The organism is Veronia nyctiphanis (genome assembly GCF_004116385.1).
GTDB lineage: Bacteria > Pseudomonadota > Gammaproteobacteria > Enterobacterales > Vibrionaceae > Veronia > Veronia nyctiphanis.
Map to the genome: position 1 here is coordinate 22317 of NZ_PEIB01000016.1, position 17304 is coordinate 39620.

Below are 17304 nucleotides of genomic sequence, written 5' to 3' on the forward strand. Positions count from 1 at the left end.
CAGTAGCCCAGCATTTAACGCACTACTGATACTTTTCTTTGCGTTATTTATCAAAGCTTGTTTTTCGCTTTGGCAAACCACTCCAGCGTTTTGAGTCTTTGTTGCTCGCCATACAAATCAACAAACTTTTTCGTCATGTAGTCCTTGGGCGAATTTAACGCTTTGATTCGTTCTTCTATGTAAGATGGGGTTAGCTCTTCTCCACAGATTACGGTAATGCAATGTCGCCACTCTTCATAAGAGTTAGGAATAAGTGCAGTACTCATTTTTGTCTTTCACCTCTTTTAACGTGATATTTGCGTCGACCTTGATATCAATGATTTCTAGAAATCAGTCCTTAAACTGTAGCTCTTTCATTTCCATCAATGATTTTACATCCGCGCAATACTCTGCTGTTGGCCTAATCAAAAGCCTCGGGATGCCTATTGGTTCTCCTGTTTCCATGCAATAGCCGTAAGAGCCCACACGGATTCGCTCTAACGCTGAACGAATTTTCGGTAACAGTTTCTGCTCTCTATCAACAATCCGAAGCGCCATGCCAGATAGCTCCTCTGATGTTGCACGATCGCTCACATCGCTGGAATCCATTGGGCTGACCATTTGCTCCTTCGCCGCCTGAATTCGAGCTCGCGTCGTATCATGGAGTTCAATAAGCCGCTGTTTAAAAAAGGCTAATTGAGATACATCCATGTAGTTTAATTCTGGTTGCTGGAGAATTTGCTCTTCAGTCAAAGCCTTTATGTCAGGGTTTATAACGTACACTCGTCGCACTCTTATTTTGATACGTTATAACATAACAGTCTTGCAAACATACAACGGATGACCCCACAGAGGAAGAAGTCGGCCGCAAAAACAGCGAAGAGAAATGAGTCGTACACAAGTCCACTGCGCATTCAGTTAGAGTTTCAAACTAATAAAATTCAAAGAGTAGCGAGCGGTGTTCGTGTCAAGCCATTGAGTAGTCTGAATCCAAACTTTGCGGTCCAACATGAGTCGAGATCGCAAATCGTTTCGAGAAAAAGCTGTATGGCTATGACACATCAATGACATCATTTTTGTGATGTTATAACATCACAAACCGCAAGATTACACTGGCCTCTTGATAGAGGAAAAGAGAGAGACACACTCAATAGTTCGAGCCACTCTCTCAGCGTAAACAGGCAATTACCTGCGTAACATTTGAACCATAGTTTCTGCAAAGGAAAGAACATGAACGGAAGCCAAATTAAGTCTTTGTTTGACGACTGGAATAATGCCCTTAAAACACTAGAGCCTAAGAATGTTGTTGCTCTGTACGATACGGAAGCAATACTTTTACCGACAGTTTCCAACAAAGTCAGACATAGTCACGAAGAAATAGAAGACTACTTCACAGACTTTCTTCAACGACACCCTGCTGGCACCATTAACGAGTCTAACGTACGTCTTTTTGGTGAGTTAGCAATTCACTCTGGCGTTTACACGTTCACTTTCAAAGATTCAGGTCCTGTGCAAGCAAGGTTCACTTTCGTTTACAAATGGAACGGCAGCAAGTGGATGATTGTTGAGCACCATTCTTCGCAGATGCCGGAGCATGTTGAGTTAGATAAAACGGCTTAGCGCATCAGCTAGATGATGGATACCCTTTGCATGTGGTCAGCACAGCAGGGTATCCCTCCTTTAACTAATGCCCTTTCCAAACATTTCAAACATTCTCGCCAAATTAGTTCGATAACAAACTCTGTGCATTACGCTAAGCACTGTTCTGAGCTCTCTCTAAATACCTCCTTCAGATACTTATCGACCTTACATTTAGAGCAATAAACAAACGAAAATGAGCAGAAAACCCTCAAGGCTCGCTCGCAAACTAGTCAAATCAGGCTTAAAACGTGATCTCCGTCCACTAATTCGATTAATGTGTATGACTCGTTGAAAAAATACATTGTGTCCGGAAAAATTCTGAATACTATGCGCGCCACTCCACAGTCAACGGCAAACTGCCTGAAAAGGTAGGACGCAAAGTTTCCGGTCTAAGAGTGACTTTAAAGATCACTTAAGATAGCGGGGCCGCCATTTTCAACCGTGTGTTGTCACGTTGAAAATGTTCCGACGCGATAGTTTGTCCGTGCTTGGGTAATAACAATAAATCACCTAGGAAGCACACAAATGCTCAAACTTAGAACCACACTTTTACCTGTCGCGGCAGCGATCTTCAGTGCCAGCGTCATGTCTCATGGTTATATCAGTGCGAAAGACGGCGGTATTGCTGCTGGTCGTGCAGCACTTTGTAAATTCAGCACACCAACAGGTGAACAAAACAGTGCCTGCGGTCAGGTTCAGTGGGAGCCCCAGAGTGTCGAAGGCCCAGAAGGTTTCCCTGAGAAAGGCCCTGCTGACGGCAAAATCGCCAGTGCAGGTTTGTCGCAGTTTTCTCCACTTGATGAACAAACGTCATCACGTTGGGTAAAACAGCCTATCACTGCCGGACAACATGATTTCGAATGGACCTTTACCGCAAACCACGTTACGCGTAACTGGAAATACTACATCACAAAAGCAGACTGGAACCCAAATATGCCGCTGACCCGCAGCACGTTTGATTTGAACCCGTTCTGTGTGGTGGAAGGCAACATGCAAAAGCCGCCCAAAACCATGCTTCACAGCTGTAATGTGCCCGAGCGAGATGGCTACCAAGTCATCCTTGCAGTTTGGGATGTGGGCGATACAGCAGCAGCATTCTATAACGTGATTGACGTTCAATTTGATGGTGATCAGCCAGTGGTCCCTGACTGGACGCAAGGCGGTCAAATCAATCCGGGTATGACCCTTGCTGAAGGCGATGCCGTCTTCACACGCGTATTCGATTCTGAGGGTGAACGCCTGAGCTGTCCACTCGCATCATTATCGAGAACGACAAAGCCGGTGAGGCAAATACATGGGCATACAATCTGGCAACCAAAATTAACCAGACCTATGACAACATTAAAGCTGGACAGCGTGATACCAATGGTGAATTCAGCCCAGTATTCGGCGCTAACCCAATTTACCTGAAATCGGCTAGTGGCCTTAAGCGCGTTGAAGTCGGTTATGACATTCAATCTCCAGAGCCTGAGTACTCTGTGACGATTGATGGAATAGCAAAAGAATACGTGATCAATAATGACCAAGTCACTCTTGATTATTCAGTGACCACATCAGGTGACCTGACTGTTGAAGTGACTGTCTTCAACCACGGGCAAGAAGCGCTGGCACACGAGAAGTTAACCATGTCAGACGGTGCGTCGGCAGCGGTTGAGATGGAGCTGAAAAACGCGAAAGTGGGTCACCATATGTTGGTCTCAAGTGCCAAAGATGCTAAAGGTAACCTGGTCGATCAACAGACGATCGATTTCTTCCTGCTGGAACAAGGCGAGCAATGCGGTACTGACCCAGAAGCGGCAAATCACCCAGCTTGGTCAAAAGGCATCACCTACACTGGCGGTGAGAAAGTGAACTTTAACGGCCTGGTTTGGGAAGCAAAATACTGGACACAAGGTTCAACACCAGATTCAAGCGATGCATGGAAACTTGTCAGCAACATGCCAGTGGCATGGACATCAGGCAAAGCCTATTTATCCGGTGAGCAAGTTATCTTTGAAGGTAAGCTGTATCAGGCAAAATGGTGGGTGAACAGTAGCCCAACGTCAGCGCCACAAGCTTGGACAGATAAAGGTGACTTCAACTGCTGATAATTATCGAACTCGTAAGACGATAATGAGTAAGTAGCGAATATCCAGCCCGATATACTGATTTGTGTATCGGGCTTTTCCATCGCTAAATGTGCCTACTTTTCCGTTTTAGAATTCTCGTACTGCCTATCTACGCGCCAATATAGGCAAATGATATCTGTGAAAATATCATTTGATTTCCTGCACAACCACATACTCCAACCATCATAAGAGCTAACGAAAAGTAGGATTTTTGAGTAGTATTGACGCTTCACTGTTACAAGGACTGTTTATGAGACCATATTTAGGCTGTTTCTTAATGGGTTTATTTTTTCTTATTGCGGGTTTTTACAACTATTACGAGAGACTCTCAGAAGAAAAATTAATCAGGTCTGTGGATTATCTGATTATTGGTTTTGGTATCTTTTTCTTTATTATTGTTGCCGCATCAGAACTTTTCATACAATTCCACGGCAATAAAAAAACACCTAAGTAGTTGACTTAAAGTTCTATATTGTATTCTTTTTGATTCTTTGTTTATCTTACTTTTAAAGTACTCCACCACGTAGAAACAACTTAATACCATCTATTGATAAAAATTAATGTCAAGAGATGTTCAGGGGGCTATATCAAGTAGATTAAAAGCCACCGATCAAACAAGGTGGCTTTTTCGTACTTATTCGTCCAAGTTCGTCAGTTCCTATTGATGCTGCCAAATGAATTTTTCTGGAATCACAGCGCCTCCCACTCATCTCGCAAAACACCCATTTTGACCGAATCGTAGTAAACACCTTGGTAATATCGGACTTTACGAATAACGCCTTCGATTTTTAGACCAATCGACTCCGCGCTTTTGATCATCCTCGGATTACCTGACCATGTCGTCATTCCCACCCTTTCCACTTCTACCGTAGCAAAGATGTGGCTGATCCAATCAACAAGCGCAGTCCGACCAACCCCCTGACTCCACACTGAACTGTCATAGATAACAATTCCAGCCTCAAGCCAGCGTGTTTGTTCACACTCCCAATACCAACTGACAGAGCCAACAACGCGGCCCTGATAGTCAATCGCCATGACACGTTTTCCTTCGCACATGGCGTTAAACCAGTCAGCACGCCACGAGTCAAAATCAGGCGTTGATAGCCAAAATAGGGACCGTTATATTCGGTCCACTTTTCATCGGTCGTCATTAAATCATATATCGCCTGCGCCTCTGAGATGTGAGCAGGACGAATGATAATTTCCGTTTTCTTACCCAATCGTTATTCCTTCTTTGTGGGTTAGTCTTCCGTTTTCTCTCCCTCAAACTGTCCCACTAATTCCAGCCCCATCGACTCGGCAAGACCGATAGATTTCAGGTTATCTAACTGCGAGCGGTACTGCAGGAAGTAATCGCGCTCCTGCATCTGCTCATGCGCATAGCTGACAAGTATTTTTGCCAAGCCTTTACCGCGCAGTGCTGGCGTTGTTACCACACCGAGGTCGGCCAGTTTTGAATCCCGGAACGGATACAGACTGCTTGCAACGGCCAGTTTACCGTCGATGAAAAGCCCGTAAACCACCCAGTGATCCAGCTCAACCCATGCGTCGTCCAAGTCTTGCTCACTGATATCCGCACAAAATGCGGTAAATATTTCCTCATCAGCCTGTGTTAATGGGCGACAGGTAATATTTTCTTGGCTGTTTTTCAGCGAATGCGAGGCAGGAACCTTATAGACATTGTCCGGCTCATAAAGAGAGATGCCCGCAGCTTCTAGCTTCTCTCTGAATACTTCTGATGTAAGGCTCTCTGGAGCGCTTAAATCGAGTTTTTGAAGATGAGCCTGTGGTAAACGTACCAATTTTACCTTCTGAAAGCGATAAAACCACCAGCTCATCGTCATCAGCAGGGTAGACACCCAGTGTCGGCGAATCGATAACAGGGGTAGTAGAAAAGTAGAGTGAATACCACTCAGCGTTGAATGTTGTCATAGAGACCTCCGGGTCATGCCATCAGCCAGTGACCAGAGGTCGCTAAGACTATGACTGACCTAAATAAGGTAAAAGAAACTCGCTGACTTCTTGCTCGCAAAGGCCGATTTCGACCTCGACACCTGCATCGCGCAATATGGCAATGCCTTTGCCGTTGTTGCGCGGATCAGGATCCAGCATCGCAACGACAACCCTTTTTATGCCTGACTCCACCAGAGTCCGGGCACAGGCTGGTGTTCTGCCAACAAATGAGCACGGCTCAAGTGTGACATATGCGGTGACCTTTGTTGTGTCGCCAGCAAATATGTTTAATGCTTCCACTTCCGCATGGTTTCCACCAATTGCCTGAGTAAAACCCTCTGACACGATATGTCCCTGCTCGACCAACACACACCCGACGGGAGGGTTAGGTCTGCATTCAGGAAGTGCATTTTTAGACACCGACAAAGCGCGGCGCATAAAGTCAGATTGGGTAAAAGGTTGGGTCATGGTTTTGGTCTCGCTACAACAATGAGACCTCGAATATTAGCCAGAAGAAAGAGCATGTCGATACGCAATGAATACGCGAGGTGATGTTAAGCCAAAAAATAACCGATTCACAATAGGTTACGAAATAAGCTGCGAGACAGGTCAATTTGATGAATTAACTTGCTGTTCTGACAGTAAAGAAGACAATGAATGACAGAGTAGACTTTTCTGTGAAAAGCGTTGAAGAAGAGTGGCAGATTTCCCTGCCACCTTTAAAGTCGTATCTCTCGCTACTATCAATAGCGAGTGCTATCAATAACGAGTACCGAAAATTCGAGCATTATTTTCGAATGATCATCTGCTCGCGTTCGGGGCCAACAGAGACCATGGAGACAGGCAAACCCAGCAGGGTTTCAATTCTTTCCACATACGCTTGCGCTGCAACAGGCAATTCCTCAAACGTTCGACAAGCAGTAATGTCTTCAGCCAACCTGTCATCTCTTCATACACAGGTGCCAGACTCTCAGTTTGCGGCCAAATCGGATTGTCGCTGTGCTCGCCCTGATAACCCACACATATCTTCAAACCACTCAACCCTGTCAGACAATCGAGTTTGGTCAACGCAACCTCTGTTGCCGCTTGTAGCGAGACGCCGTTTTTCGTGGCGACGACATCAAAGTAGCCATATCACGCGGGCGACCCGTGACCGCGCCGTATTCATTCGACGCTTCGCGGAAAGCATCTTGCTCTTCCATCGCCGTCACCAAGGTCCCTTTACCGACCGAAGAGCTGAATGCTTTAGCCACTGCAATAACACGCTCTGGTTTCAACGCAGGCAAGCCGCTGCCAATTCCTGCATAGGCAGACAACACATGCGACGACGTGGTCCACGGGTATTCACCATACGTGACGTCACGACCAGCGCCCAACTGCGCCTCGAACAGCAGTGTTTGGTCCTGTTGCTGAATCGTATTCAGCTTTGGTGTGACATCGCAAATCGCGTCACGCAAGGTGAGGTGATATCTAAAAGCCAGTCAGCCAGCTCATCAGCGGTTTGGGTGAAAGCAAGTTCAGGATACAAACCTCTCAGCTGCGGCAGTTTCCAGTCCAACCAGAACTGAAGGCGCTCGCGCAGTACATCAGGTTGTTTCAGCCAGCCAACCAAAATACCTTTTTTCATGACTCTGTCGCCGTATGCTGGCGCAATACCCTGCCGGGTTGAGCCGTAGGCAAAATCACCCAATCGTTGTTCTTCGGCAACATCTTCCAGCGCATGCAGTGGCAGGCAAAGTGTTGCGCGATCAGAAATGCAAAGGTTTACGTTGAGACCTGCAGCCTTCACCTCGGCGATTTCTTCGCTTAACGCTTGTGGACTGATCACCATACCCGGCCCAAGAACTGCCAAGCAATCTGGGTTGAAAATACCACTTGGCAATTGGTGAAGCTTAAAGGTGCCGTGTTCATTCACAACAGTGTGGCCCGCGTTGTTTCCGCCCTGAAAGCGGATACTTGCGGCAGCTTTTTCTGCCAGATAATCAACGAGACGTCCCTTACCTTCGTCTCCCCAGTTTGCGCCTACAACAACGATAGATGACATGTTTTCTTCCAATCTTTGAAAAGTGACCCAAAGAGAGTAAGTTGACGCTTAACATAATAGAAATTAATTGTTTTAATTAACTTGATAATTAATTCATATGATGATGAACGATGCTTGATTCCAACTGGTTGAGAACCTTTGTTACGCTCGCTGAAGTAAAACACTTTGGCCGTACCGCTGAAGCGCTGCACATGACACAACCGAATGTCAGCCTTCACATCAAGCAACTCGAGAAGACAACACAATCGCGGCTTATTGAACGTAATCCTTTTCAGCTCACTCAGGCAGGGGGGCGACTCTTAGAAACCGCCTCATTTATTTTGAATGAGCTACAGGTTTGTCAGTCAGATCTTAATGCAATCAATGCGTTGGAGTTGGGTAACCTTTCTATCGCAGCGAGTGATATTGTATCCCGCGCGTTGCTGATTGAACCCTGCCAGCGATTCAAAACACAGTTTCCCGGTATCGATCTTTCACTGTTCAATACCACCTCTGATCAGGCAGCAGAATTAGTCAAAAGTGCCAAAGCAGACATTGGTTTTGTCATCGACCATAAACCTATCACTGCTTTATATTACTCTCCCCTTTCAAAGATTCAGTGGTGTGCGCTCGGTAAGAATCCGTTGAAGAAAGAGAACAAAAAAGGGCTGACGTTGATTTTGCTGGGAGATGACACTCGAACCCGCCGACTGATGGACAGCGCTTTGCCTTCACTTGAGCTTGAAGATGTGAGAGTCATGGAGGTAGGCAGTGTTGATGCGCAGATTGATTGGGCAGAAGCGGGGTTTGGTACCGCAATTCTGCCCACATTTACCTTGCGGCGTGACAGACAATTCCAGCAAAGGGTGACGCTTCTACCTCACTTTCCGTCGACTGAATTTGGTTACATCCTGAGACAAAACCAAGTGTTATCAAAGGCAGCCAAGCAACTTCTTCACTGGATTGAACAAACACGTTCAGAGTGATTCACTGAGGCTGGTGATAAGTTCATGGTTGAAGTCTTGCGTGAGTTCCCACACCATGACGCCAGCCAATTTTTCATCTTTGACATAACGCGCTTTTTCCGCGAGTGCACGAGGGCCATCAAAGCTGATAAATGTCTCACCGTTCTCTAGGTAACCAGACTTAGTATGGTTATCCCAGTGAAAAGTAAACCCCTCATCCTTAGAGTATTTTTGGCGAATGTATTTATATTCCATCGCATTTAACAGTGGCTGATCAGCATACTGAAACAGCGCTGACTCCCCTTTTTCAATTCCAGACCACCCGTAGCCATAAAACGGTGCGCCCAGAAGGATCTTCTCTCGCGGCACGCCCATTTCTATGTAGCGTTTTACAGCATCGTCGACACTGATGATTGGATTGAGCGGGTTGGCCGGATTAGCATGAAGATTGGCGTGGTGCGCCGCCATATTCCCCCATGGCCCAAATAAGTCGTAACCCATCAAATTGATGTAATCGACGTACTGGCTAACCTTCTTCACTTCTGTACCCGCATAGGACCAATATTGGGTGCCCGCTGCATAAGAAAGCTCGTAATGCTTGGTCGTTTTGGCTTCAAGTGCATCAAACGCAGTGCGTAATTCAATGATCAAGGCAGTGAAGTTTTCTTTGTCTGATTCACGGGCTACCTTTTTCCCCCAGCCATCATGGCCGGGGTATTCCCAATCAATATCTACACCATCCAAGTCATACGTTTCCACCAAAGACAATAGACTTTGAATGAAGACCTGTCGGCGCTGTGTCGTCAGCGCCATATCAGAAAACCCATTCGCCTCGCCGCCGCCTACCGACAAAATTACTTTAAGCGTCGGATGCGCTTGCTTTAGGCTGACGACCTGCCGCATTTGACTTGTATAGCGTTCGCTTTCCTCGATAATTGCCTTATGGTCGTCCGAGATACTGGCAAATGCCAACGTCACATGGGTCAGCTGAGACGCCGGAATATCATTAACCTGCCATGTTTTCCAAAGCGGCAAATAGGCATTCACCACTTTCTTCTCGACAGGTTGTGCAACAGTGAAGAACGAAATAAATAGCAGTAAAAACGCAATACCTCTCATACACTACGCTCCCAAATATCGCGCTGTTTTTTGGTGAAGGTTGAAGACTTTAACCATCACAAAACTCAACACCAGGATCAGGAAGGTATTCACCAGCATGAAGCTGATCATCGTGATGCTCTGGCCAAGATCGACATAACGCATCACGAAGTCTTGAATCATCATATGAATGAAGTAGATACCAAAGGTGGCGGCACTCATTGCGGTGATCAACGTGCGCAATTTATCAGGCAAACTCTCCCATGAGCGCTGTTTGCATAGTAAAAAGATGGCGACCGCCGCCAAGCAGTTTGTCACCGCGAAAGGACTGTAAAACGACTCGACCAGACGACCCGCATCAATGGTTAATGCATAAGTCACAATCGGTGTTGTAAGCAAACTTGCTGCACCCAAGGCAATGGCTAGATCTCGCCACGCTTGCTTTATGTCGAAGCGATAAAGATAAAATCCAAGAATGAAATAACCAGCATATCTTGCAGCGAGAGGGATATCGATTATCACCAGCGGATAGCGGAAACCATCGTTAAAATGCGCGTAGACCTGCTGAATCGAAAACAACAAGATGCTGACGACGAACCAGATAACCAACAAATACCGGATCTCTTTCTCCGACGCGCCGTAAACCGCTCGATGTATAAAAGGTGAAACCAAGTAAACCGCAAGGATCACATACATAAACCACAGATGGCTGTATATCCCGTTAGTGGCAAACTCAACAATCAGGTTTTCAACAAAACTGACAATAGAAAGCTCGGTATCTCCGACGACCTGATGTTTATAAACAAAGTAAATCAGCGACCAGATCATAAAAGGAATACCGAGTTTGAGTACTCTTCTTTTTACTAATGCCAGCGGGTTCTCTGCTACTTTCCCGTTGAGTAACAAAGCACCACTGAGCATCAAGAACATGGGTATTGAAAAACGTGAACTTGAATTTATAACATTGGCTACCCACCAGGTAATGCCTTCGTATGTCTGATAATTCGTCACAAAGTAACCAGTCACATGGATGGCTATGACACCCAAGATAGCGGCAGTACGTAATAGATCTAGATAGAAAACTCTGTCTTCATTAATTGTATTTTTCATCATCATTTCCTATACGATTGAGACTTCGCCTTTACGCTTGGGTTTTCCCCACTTTCCTTTTCCAAAGAAATAAGAAAGGGTCCCACCAATAACAAAGAAGCTACTAATTAAGCGGAAAAAAAAAAAGATCGACAGGGAAGAACAGCATAATTTTCATATAGTCTTGCCAACTGTATTTAAAGCCTGTTTCACGACTTTTTATCAGGGCAATAATATTTTGTAGTGATGAGAAAAAGAGCGATGTCGATAGCATGATAATTGCTAAAGTAAACGCATAAGGTTCATCAGTGAATATGAGTGAAATAAGAACAAATAGGTTTGAAAAAGCCACCAAGGTACCGAGTAATAAAGAGTCTAAAAGAAAATAGGCCGATACCCGCTTGCTGAAAACATTCAAAAAGCCATCCCAATACACGAGTGCGCAATCAATAAATGCACGTTGCCAGCGTAATCGTTGAGTGAGCAGGTTTTTGAAGTCTTCCGGGCACTCTGTATAACAACAAGCTTCAGGGATATAGGCCATACGCACATGCTCACCTTCAGAGCGCTTTTGTTTTATATAGCGTTGCGCTTTAAGCGTAATGTCCATATCTTCACCGACAGTACTTCGATAACCGTCAATCGCAAACAACAACTCACGCTTGAACACACCGAACGCACCAGCAATAACTAACATTGACCCAACTTTTGATTGCGCTGCTTTCTGAACGAAAAAACCATACAAATACTGGAGTATTTGATATCTGACGATACCCTTGGCCTCGAAAGTAGCTTTAACTCGCCATTTTCTTTTTTCATACCCTGAGCGATATGAACCGTTCCACCCGCCGCGATAATTCTCTCGTCGATGAACGACTCATTGATATAACTGAGTGATGATTTGTCCAGCATGCTGTCTGCATCAATGGTGATAACCATTTCGTGATTGGCACCATCGATACCTGCATTCAGTGCATCCGCTTTACCACCGTTGTATTTATCGATAACCCATACATTTTTGAATTTCGTTGACCGATAAACAGACTTGACTGGCTTGTAATGTAATTTTCTTTGAAAGGGTAATTCCGCTTCTTCCAAACCAAGGTAGTCGTTGAGTAGGACCATTGAGTCGTCAGTAGAGCCATCATTAATAATGATGGTTTCACAATTTTCATATTCAAGAGCGTCAATGGCATCAATACAGTTTTTAAGTACCAATTCCTCATTGTAGGCAGGTACTAAAATAGACATTCCCTTTTCTTCTGATAACTGACCAGATACTTTTCTGATCTTATCCGAGAAGATCGCTAAAGAGACATATATGGTCTGAAAGACCACAAAAATAACAAATATTCCGACAGATAAAACGAGCATTACTTTTCCTTGAGCTAAATCAAAACGTTTTTTGCATGATAAAAAACATAAACGCGAGGCCTTACTAAGGGTTTTATTTACTTTCCCTTTAATAATCTTGTAATAAAACTACAAATGACATCGGGGCTATCTTTGCACCTCAACGTGACAAGCTTCAATTAAATTTTATGCATTAGTGTTTAATAATGTATAAAAAGATATACATATGGAGATTGTTCACAATATCAATGTAAATGATTATTATATTTATTTCATTTAAGTAATGAATTAAGAATAAAAATGTTAGAATAATGATTTTTATGGGTGTGAATGGATCATTTCAGTAACTTTATTTCAATTAATATTGTTATTTATCTACGTTGAGCATAAAGCCAAACTCGGTCAAACGTGGCTAATAACCATATTATTTACAGGTATTTAGGTTAAAGGTGAGGATCGCGTGAATAAAGTCCGTAGGGCAAAAGTAAGAGTGTTACTTTTTTCTCTCACCGGGACGAAAATCCATCAGCGCCATACCCCGCTCTCTGAGCACATCAGGAATGATTTCAAGTTTAGGGGAGGAGGCATTAACAATTGCCTCACAGGTGACATCGACACGATAACTTTGCGGATTTCTGGAGTCATAAATTCGATTGGCAAACACAATTCCCTTCATTCTTGCCCACGCAGCTGCTGCAGCACACATTGCACAAGGCTCGTAAGAAGAATAAAGCCAGCAATCAGTTAACCTTTCACTGTTTAGGCGTTGACTGGCCTCTCGAATGGCGTTCACCTCGGCATGCCCTGTCGGGTCGCAAGTGCGCCTGATACTGTTGTCACTGCTCGCAATAATTTCGCCACTCTTAACGACCATGGCACCCACGCCATAGCCTCCCTGCCGCTTGTTCTCTTCAGCAATCGACAGGGTCAATGCCATAAAATGTTCATGCTGTGCCGACTGTTTACTTTTTGACTCTTTACTCATCGATTTTCCAAGCCCTCGTCGCTGATACTAGGGTTTACTCACGTTCTCTCAATTACATTAGCATGGGCAACGCTCTCGTCATTTTATGTTTCTCGTCGTTCTTAGACTGACAGCTCACGTCATAGATGCAAACTTAGGAGTCCATTGAAACTACGAAAAATTCGGTATCTCAACGGCACAGACTGATGAGCAAAAGTACCCATTGAGGGCATCCACGAATTTCTGCCCTGAGCATTAATACCCTTCTCGGTTGCAGCCGACTGATTTGATAAATTTTCGAACGACACCACAACAACAAGTGCCGAAGCCTTAACGCTGTTTGATATGGTGATCGGCCGGGCAGCATGTTTTCAAATGACAGATAGAGAAATACAGGGAGAAGGGCAATGAAATTCCCAATAAATGGCTCATGCCAATGTGGACAAGCCACATACACATTATACGAAGCACCAAAAGTGGTTTTTGCCTGTCATTGCACTGAGTGTCAGAAGCTATCAACCAGCCCTTTCAGTGTCACCGCAGTGATTGATGCCAAGAAAATCGAATTCTCAGGAAAGCTATCACACTGGAGCCGACAAGCAGACAGCGGTAACCAAAATCATGCCGTGTTTTGTCCGCAATGCGGAAACAGGATTTACCACTTTAACCCTGATGATCGCTCTACAGTAAAACTAAAACTCAAGCCTGTAGATTTGTCGGATGCAAACATGTTTGAACCCACTGCGCACGTTTGGGTTAGCGAAAAAGTCAGTTGGTATCAGATCCCAGAAGGGGCGACAGTGTTCGATAAACAGCCGAGATAACCTGTTCAGGCAAAATTTTTATTTCCGTTTGCCCAAGTAAAAAAGGTTGTCTCAAACCACCATTAATGGGTGTCTGAAACAACCTTTTATTTTTTATCTATGTAGCCAACAATCCGTTGTAGTGATTATTCGCCAGAGCGGCTGATCGCTTCTTTACCGTTATAAACCAAACGGGTAGACCAAGGGATAGGGTTTCTCAGGGCATAGTGCGCCATACAACCATTTTCCGCTTCGTCCAGCAGATCTTTGATCTTCTCTTCTGGCTCTGGGCTATCGATGATCACGTGCGTTTCAACAACGTCACAACCACCGTCAGTCATGTAGCCGTGGTCACGCATGTGGCCAAGGTTGGTTCTGAACACAATACGCTGCTCTAGCTTCAGTGAATCAACCTGAATCTTACGTGCCGTCAGGATGTCAGTCAGGTGAGTCATCAGACAGAAGCCAATACCTGCAGAGAAGAATGCCAGCGGTGGTGGCGCAGTATCGTTACCAACAGGTGGCTGCTCATCGCAGTAAAGTTTTACTGGGCTAAATCCTGGGATATTGACAGAAACCACACCGGTTTTCTTCTGCATATCGCCCGCTTCAGCACTCAGGTTGACTTCAAAACGGTAAGGTTCTGGATGACGCGCTTTAGCGAATTTAGACTTTTCGTATTGCGTTGTTGCTGGTTGTTCTGCACTCAGTTCACCAACATGGAAAAATTTCTCGTTTGACATGGGTTCCTCCTATGAGCCTGTGAAACTGGATATATATTACCCAAACTTTGTTGGTGGGTGTCGTCAAAGTCGCCCTTGAAACGACTCATTGTGGTGATATCATTCACTTTAATATTTAAAATTGACGGATTACATCATGCTGACCAAGCAGGACAAAAATATACTATCTGAACTTCAGGACAACGGACGTATGTCGATTGTTGAACTGGCCAAAGCCACGCACATGTCAGAGTCGACTTGCCTGCGCAGAACGAAAAGCCTCGAAGAGTCGGGAGTAATAAAAGGTTACAGCGCAATACTGGATGCTGAAGAAGCAGGCTTTGGCGTTACGGCTTTTATTCAGGTGAGCATAGACCAGAACAGCGAGGCCGCTTTCGATAAGTTTAAGACAACGGTCAGAGACCATCCGCTGATCCTTGAGTGCTATTCCCTATCAGGGCCTTATGATCACCTGATGAAAGTGGTTGCGCGAACCAATAAAGAGCTGTCGCATTTTGTTCTGAAGTCGCTGCGGAGTTTTCCGGAAGTGAGAGAGGCGCAAACCCTGTTTGTGCTGGATTTAGTTAAACACACCAGTGCGTTACCCGTGGATTTGGCAGATTAGTTAGGCTGAAAAGCAAAGTAGAAAGAGAAAAGGCTCTTCTTCAAGAGCCTTGTTACGAATTAATTATTGCAACTCTTTCTCGCAATACAAACCAAATTTCCTGAGTCAGCGTTCAAGTCATTACCCTTCCAACTACTGAAGCGCTCAATAACAGAAAGCCCGGCTTTGCTCAGCAAACGATCAATGTCTTCGAGTGATCTGAATTTCAAATCTATAGACGTCAACCGTGTAGTGCCGTCTGCAAAGGTACGTTGCATCTCGTAGTAGACAATGTTGGAGTATTCATCATATTTTGCCAGCTTATGCGATGACGCAACGTGGTCGCCGTTTTGGTCCTGGTAACCTTTTTCGACAACCCAGTCTTCATCAAGCGCAAGTTGCGATTCAATCGGTAAACGTTTGTCGAATACCAAGAACCCACCCGCGTTAAGATGGCGATTTACATTGTTAACTAAGGCATCGACTGATTCTTCATCCAGAAATGCTTGAAAGGCGTTTCCTGTCATAATGACCAAATCAAATTGTCTACCCGCGCTGAATGAACACGCATCAGCCTGAACGAAATCAACATTATCTTTACCCTGCCGTTTACCTTTTGCGGTTTCCAGCATTGCAGGGTGGATATCAACGCCCAGTGTGTCTGACAGCAAACGGGACAGAGGTATGGTCACAATGCCCGTGCCGCAACATAAATCCAGCATGCTTGTCAGTTTGTGTTCAGTAATGAGGTGTTGAATAAAGGTAATTTCGTCATCATAAAGATGGGAGTACTGGCAGTCGTAATCGATGCCGGAATGAAACTCAGATAGGTCCTGCATAGGGTCTCGTTGTAATTTTTTTGGGATATAGTCAGGCCGAGAAAGCCTTAACGATCATGTAGCTGTGCGAAGTCTGAGTGTATCTCAGCGGCTGATTCGATCCGCTTTTGCGCCTTAACAATATGGCCTTGCGACGCAAAGATATGTGCACAAGCACGGGGAACATTGTGTTCTCCAAAGTGCTCAGCCATTACTCTGCAATGTGCTGCCGCTTTTTCCAGCTCTTCTGCAATTTGAGCGAATTCATTCGCCATTTCTTCACGCTTTCCCATAACAACTCCCTTCCATGCAGAATGAAGTTTGTGACTCTACGGAAGCTTTTCAACGTTCGCCACGTCACGCGAGCAAGTCTGCGATTGAAATCGAAGAACACCCTGAGTTTAGTTATTTCGTGCTATATCCAAAAAGTCTTTTCGAAAGGTATTCAGCATGCGTCATAAACCAATAAATAGCAGCAAATCAGGTTTCATCCTGCAGGCTCATTTACTTGCAGCCTCACCGAGAGACTGATTAACGTACCAAAAGCTGATTAAAACGAGGATAAAGTAGGTACCATGCTCCAACAACTCAGCTCTGTCTCCAATGACAATATCGCCCATTGAGAACGCAAGAAACGTCAATGCGCCGAGATTCATTCCTAAATTGAAATAATCCCGGCAGAGAGTAAAACGAGGCTTGTACTGCCATGCCGCATAGCAAAGCGGTACAGAGATAAGCACTTCCCAAATCCCAATAGTATTCAACAATGGGGAGATCCAAACTGGAGGAATGTCACTTTGAGCAAAGTAGTTACTAAACTGTTCCGTTCTGTCTTTACCATACCAGGTGAATATGCACATTTCGGTTCTGAACAGAAACTTGTCGAGACCGTTCAGTAACCAAAAACCCGCCCAATATATGATGATAATCCTTGGCATGACCAAGAATGAATTGACTTTGTCTATCATGCAATCCCTTACAATGATACCCGCAGTTCCCTTAGCAGGTATAGGTCATCAGAAAACCTAAATCGGTAGAAGACATTTGCAGACAGTAACCAAAGGCAATAACTTCTCCCGTCCAAATTAGGCATAAATGAAACATATCACCTAAATCTAGACTGGCCGTTCTCGTCTTTGAAAATATCAATGTTTTAGAACATTCGATATCACTTAATTGATTGT

At 44.8% G+C, this 17304-nt stretch carries 18 protein-coding genes, 3 pseudogenes and 1 riboswitch; of the genes and pseudogenes, 5 read left to right on the top strand and 16 right to left on the bottom strand.

Features of this window, described 5'->3' with window-relative positions:
• Window positions 1–50 precede the first annotated feature (50 nt).
• Window positions 51–266 carry a hypothetical protein gene (locus CS022_RS13685; protein WP_129122755.1) on the bottom strand — a complete coding sequence of 72 codons (216 nt, stop codon included), beginning with the start codon at window positions 264–266 and terminating at the stop codon, window positions 51–53.
• Window positions 267–330: 64 nt separating this feature from the next.
• Complete coding sequence (locus CS022_RS13690; protein WP_235869507.1) at window positions 331–762, bottom strand: TraR/DksA family transcriptional regulator; 432 nt, start codon at window positions 760–762, stop codon at window positions 331–333.
• A gap of 447 nt (window positions 763–1209) precedes the next feature.
• Between CS022_RS13690 and CS022_RS13695 the strand changes: the two genes are divergently transcribed.
• Together CS022_RS13695 and gbpA are read left to right on the top strand one after the other, a co-directional pair.
• Entirely contained in the window at window positions 1210–1599 is a 390-nt protein-coding gene (locus tag CS022_RS13695) for an SgcJ/EcaC family oxidoreductase (RefSeq protein WP_129122756.1), read from the top strand.
• A 361-nt stretch (window positions 1600–1960) separates the two neighbouring features.
• Window positions 1961–2054: riboswitch (cyclic di-GMP riboswitch) on the top strand.
• Between the two features lie 91 nt (window positions 2055–2145).
• Window positions 2146–3707 (top strand): annotated as a pseudogene (gene gbpA / locus CS022_RS27745) (N-acetylglucosamine-binding protein GbpA).
• Between the two features lie 711 nt (window positions 3708–4418).
• On the opposite strand, the pseudogene CS022_RS13705 reads toward gbpA, so the two are convergent.
• The 5 genes and pseudogenes from CS022_RS13705 to CS022_RS28130 all read right to left on the bottom strand — a co-directional run bounded on the left by CS022_RS13705 (window position 4419) and on the right by CS022_RS28130 (window position 7725).
• Window positions 4419–4879: pseudogene (locus CS022_RS13705) on the bottom strand (GNAT family N-acetyltransferase).
• A gap of 90 nt (window positions 4880–4969) precedes the next feature.
• Window positions 4970–5587, bottom strand: a complete 618-nt coding sequence (locus tag CS022_RS13710) for a GNAT family N-acetyltransferase (RefSeq protein ID WP_145964517.1) — start codon at window positions 5585–5587, stop codon at window positions 4970–4972.
• Window positions 5588–5708: 121 nt separating this feature from the next.
• Window positions 5709–6149, bottom strand: coding sequence for a bifunctional diaminohydroxyphosphoribosylaminopyrimidine deaminase/5-amino-6-(5-phosphoribosylamino)uracil reductase RibD (locus CS022_RS13715; RefSeq protein WP_129122758.1), 441 nt, complete (start codon window positions 6147–6149; stop codon window positions 5709–5711).
• Window positions 6150–6468: 319 nt separating this feature from the next.
• A pseudogene (locus CS022_RS28125) lies at window positions 6469–7138 on the bottom strand (adenylosuccinate synthetase).
• Window positions 7102–7725 carry an adenylosuccinate synthetase gene (locus CS022_RS28130; protein WP_408057242.1) on the bottom strand — a complete coding sequence of 208 codons (624 nt, stop codon included), beginning with the start codon at window positions 7723–7725 and terminating at the stop codon, window positions 7102–7104. Before CS022_RS28130 ends, CS022_RS28125 begins: the two are co-directional and overlap by 37 nt.
• Before the next feature lie 110 nt (window positions 7726–7835).
• On the opposite strand from CS022_RS28130, the gene CS022_RS13725 reads away from it, so the two are divergent.
• A complete protein-coding gene (locus CS022_RS13725; RefSeq protein ID WP_129122759.1) occupies window positions 7836–8690 on the top strand; it encodes a LysR family transcriptional regulator in 855 nt (284 codons plus the stop codon).
• Here CS022_RS13725 and CS022_RS13730 read toward each other — a convergent pair.
• The 5 genes from CS022_RS13730 to CS022_RS13750 all read right to left on the bottom strand — a co-directional run bounded on the left by CS022_RS13730 (window position 8682) and on the right by CS022_RS13750 (window position 13194).
• Entirely contained in the window at window positions 8682–9788 is a 1107-nt protein-coding gene (locus CS022_RS13730; protein WP_129122760.1) for a glycoside hydrolase family 18 protein, read from the bottom strand. The two genes, CS022_RS13725 and CS022_RS13730, sit on opposite strands and share 9 nt — an antisense overlap.
• Window positions 9789–9791: 3 nt before the next feature.
• On the bottom strand, window positions 9792–10877 hold the full coding sequence (locus tag CS022_RS13735; protein WP_161569638.1) for an acyltransferase: 1086 nt from the start codon (window positions 10875–10877) through the stop codon (window positions 9792–9794).
• 103 nt (window positions 10878–10980) lie between these two features.
• Window positions 10981–11553 (bottom strand): glycosyltransferase, encoded by a 573-nt coding sequence (locus CS022_RS27345; protein ID WP_129122762.1) that lies wholly within the window; start codon window positions 11551–11553, stop codon window positions 10981–10983.
• Entirely contained in the window at window positions 11547–12230 is a 684-nt protein-coding gene (locus CS022_RS27350; RefSeq protein WP_129122763.1) for a glycosyltransferase family 2 protein, read from the bottom strand. The genes CS022_RS27345 and CS022_RS27350 overlap by 7 nt, the downstream gene beginning before the upstream one ends.
• A gap of 472 nt (window positions 12231–12702) precedes the next feature.
• Window positions 12703–13194 (bottom strand): nucleoside deaminase, encoded by a 492-nt coding sequence (locus CS022_RS13750; RefSeq protein WP_129122764.1) that lies wholly within the window; start codon window positions 13192–13194, stop codon window positions 12703–12705.
• A 386-nt stretch (window positions 13195–13580) separates the two neighbouring features.
• On the opposite strand from CS022_RS13750, the gene CS022_RS13755 reads away from it, so the two are divergent.
• A complete protein-coding gene (locus CS022_RS13755; RefSeq protein WP_129122765.1) occupies window positions 13581–13997 on the top strand; it encodes a GFA family protein in 417 nt (138 codons plus the stop codon).
• A 125-nt stretch (window positions 13998–14122) separates the two neighbouring features.
• Here the strand turns inward: CS022_RS13755 and CS022_RS13760 are convergent, their stop codons facing one another.
• On the bottom strand, window positions 14123–14719 hold the full coding sequence (locus CS022_RS13760) for an OsmC family protein (protein WP_129122766.1): 597 nt from the start codon (window positions 14717–14719) through the stop codon (window positions 14123–14125).
• Between the two features lie 136 nt (window positions 14720–14855).
• Between CS022_RS13760 and CS022_RS13765 the strand changes: the two genes are divergently transcribed.
• On the top strand, window positions 14856–15323 hold the full coding sequence (locus CS022_RS13765; RefSeq protein WP_129122767.1) for an Lrp/AsnC family transcriptional regulator: 468 nt from the start codon (window positions 14856–14858) through the stop codon (window positions 15321–15323).
• A gap of 59 nt (window positions 15324–15382) precedes the next feature.
• Here the strand turns inward: CS022_RS13765 and CS022_RS13770 are convergent, their stop codons facing one another.
• From CS022_RS13770 to CS022_RS13780, 3 genes are all read right to left on the bottom strand, one after another.
• Window positions 15383–16141, bottom strand: a complete 759-nt coding sequence (locus CS022_RS13770) for a class I SAM-dependent methyltransferase (RefSeq protein ID WP_129122768.1) — start codon at window positions 16139–16141, stop codon at window positions 15383–15385.
• Between the two features lie 47 nt (window positions 16142–16188).
• Window positions 16189–16413 (bottom strand): hypothetical protein, encoded by a 225-nt coding sequence (locus CS022_RS13775; RefSeq protein ID WP_129122769.1) that lies wholly within the window; start codon window positions 16411–16413, stop codon window positions 16189–16191.
• Between the two features lie 207 nt (window positions 16414–16620).
• On the bottom strand, window positions 16621–17088 hold the full coding sequence (locus CS022_RS13780) for a hypothetical protein (RefSeq protein WP_129122770.1): 468 nt from the start codon (window positions 17086–17088) through the stop codon (window positions 16621–16623).
• Window positions 17089–17304: the final 216 nt, after the last annotated feature.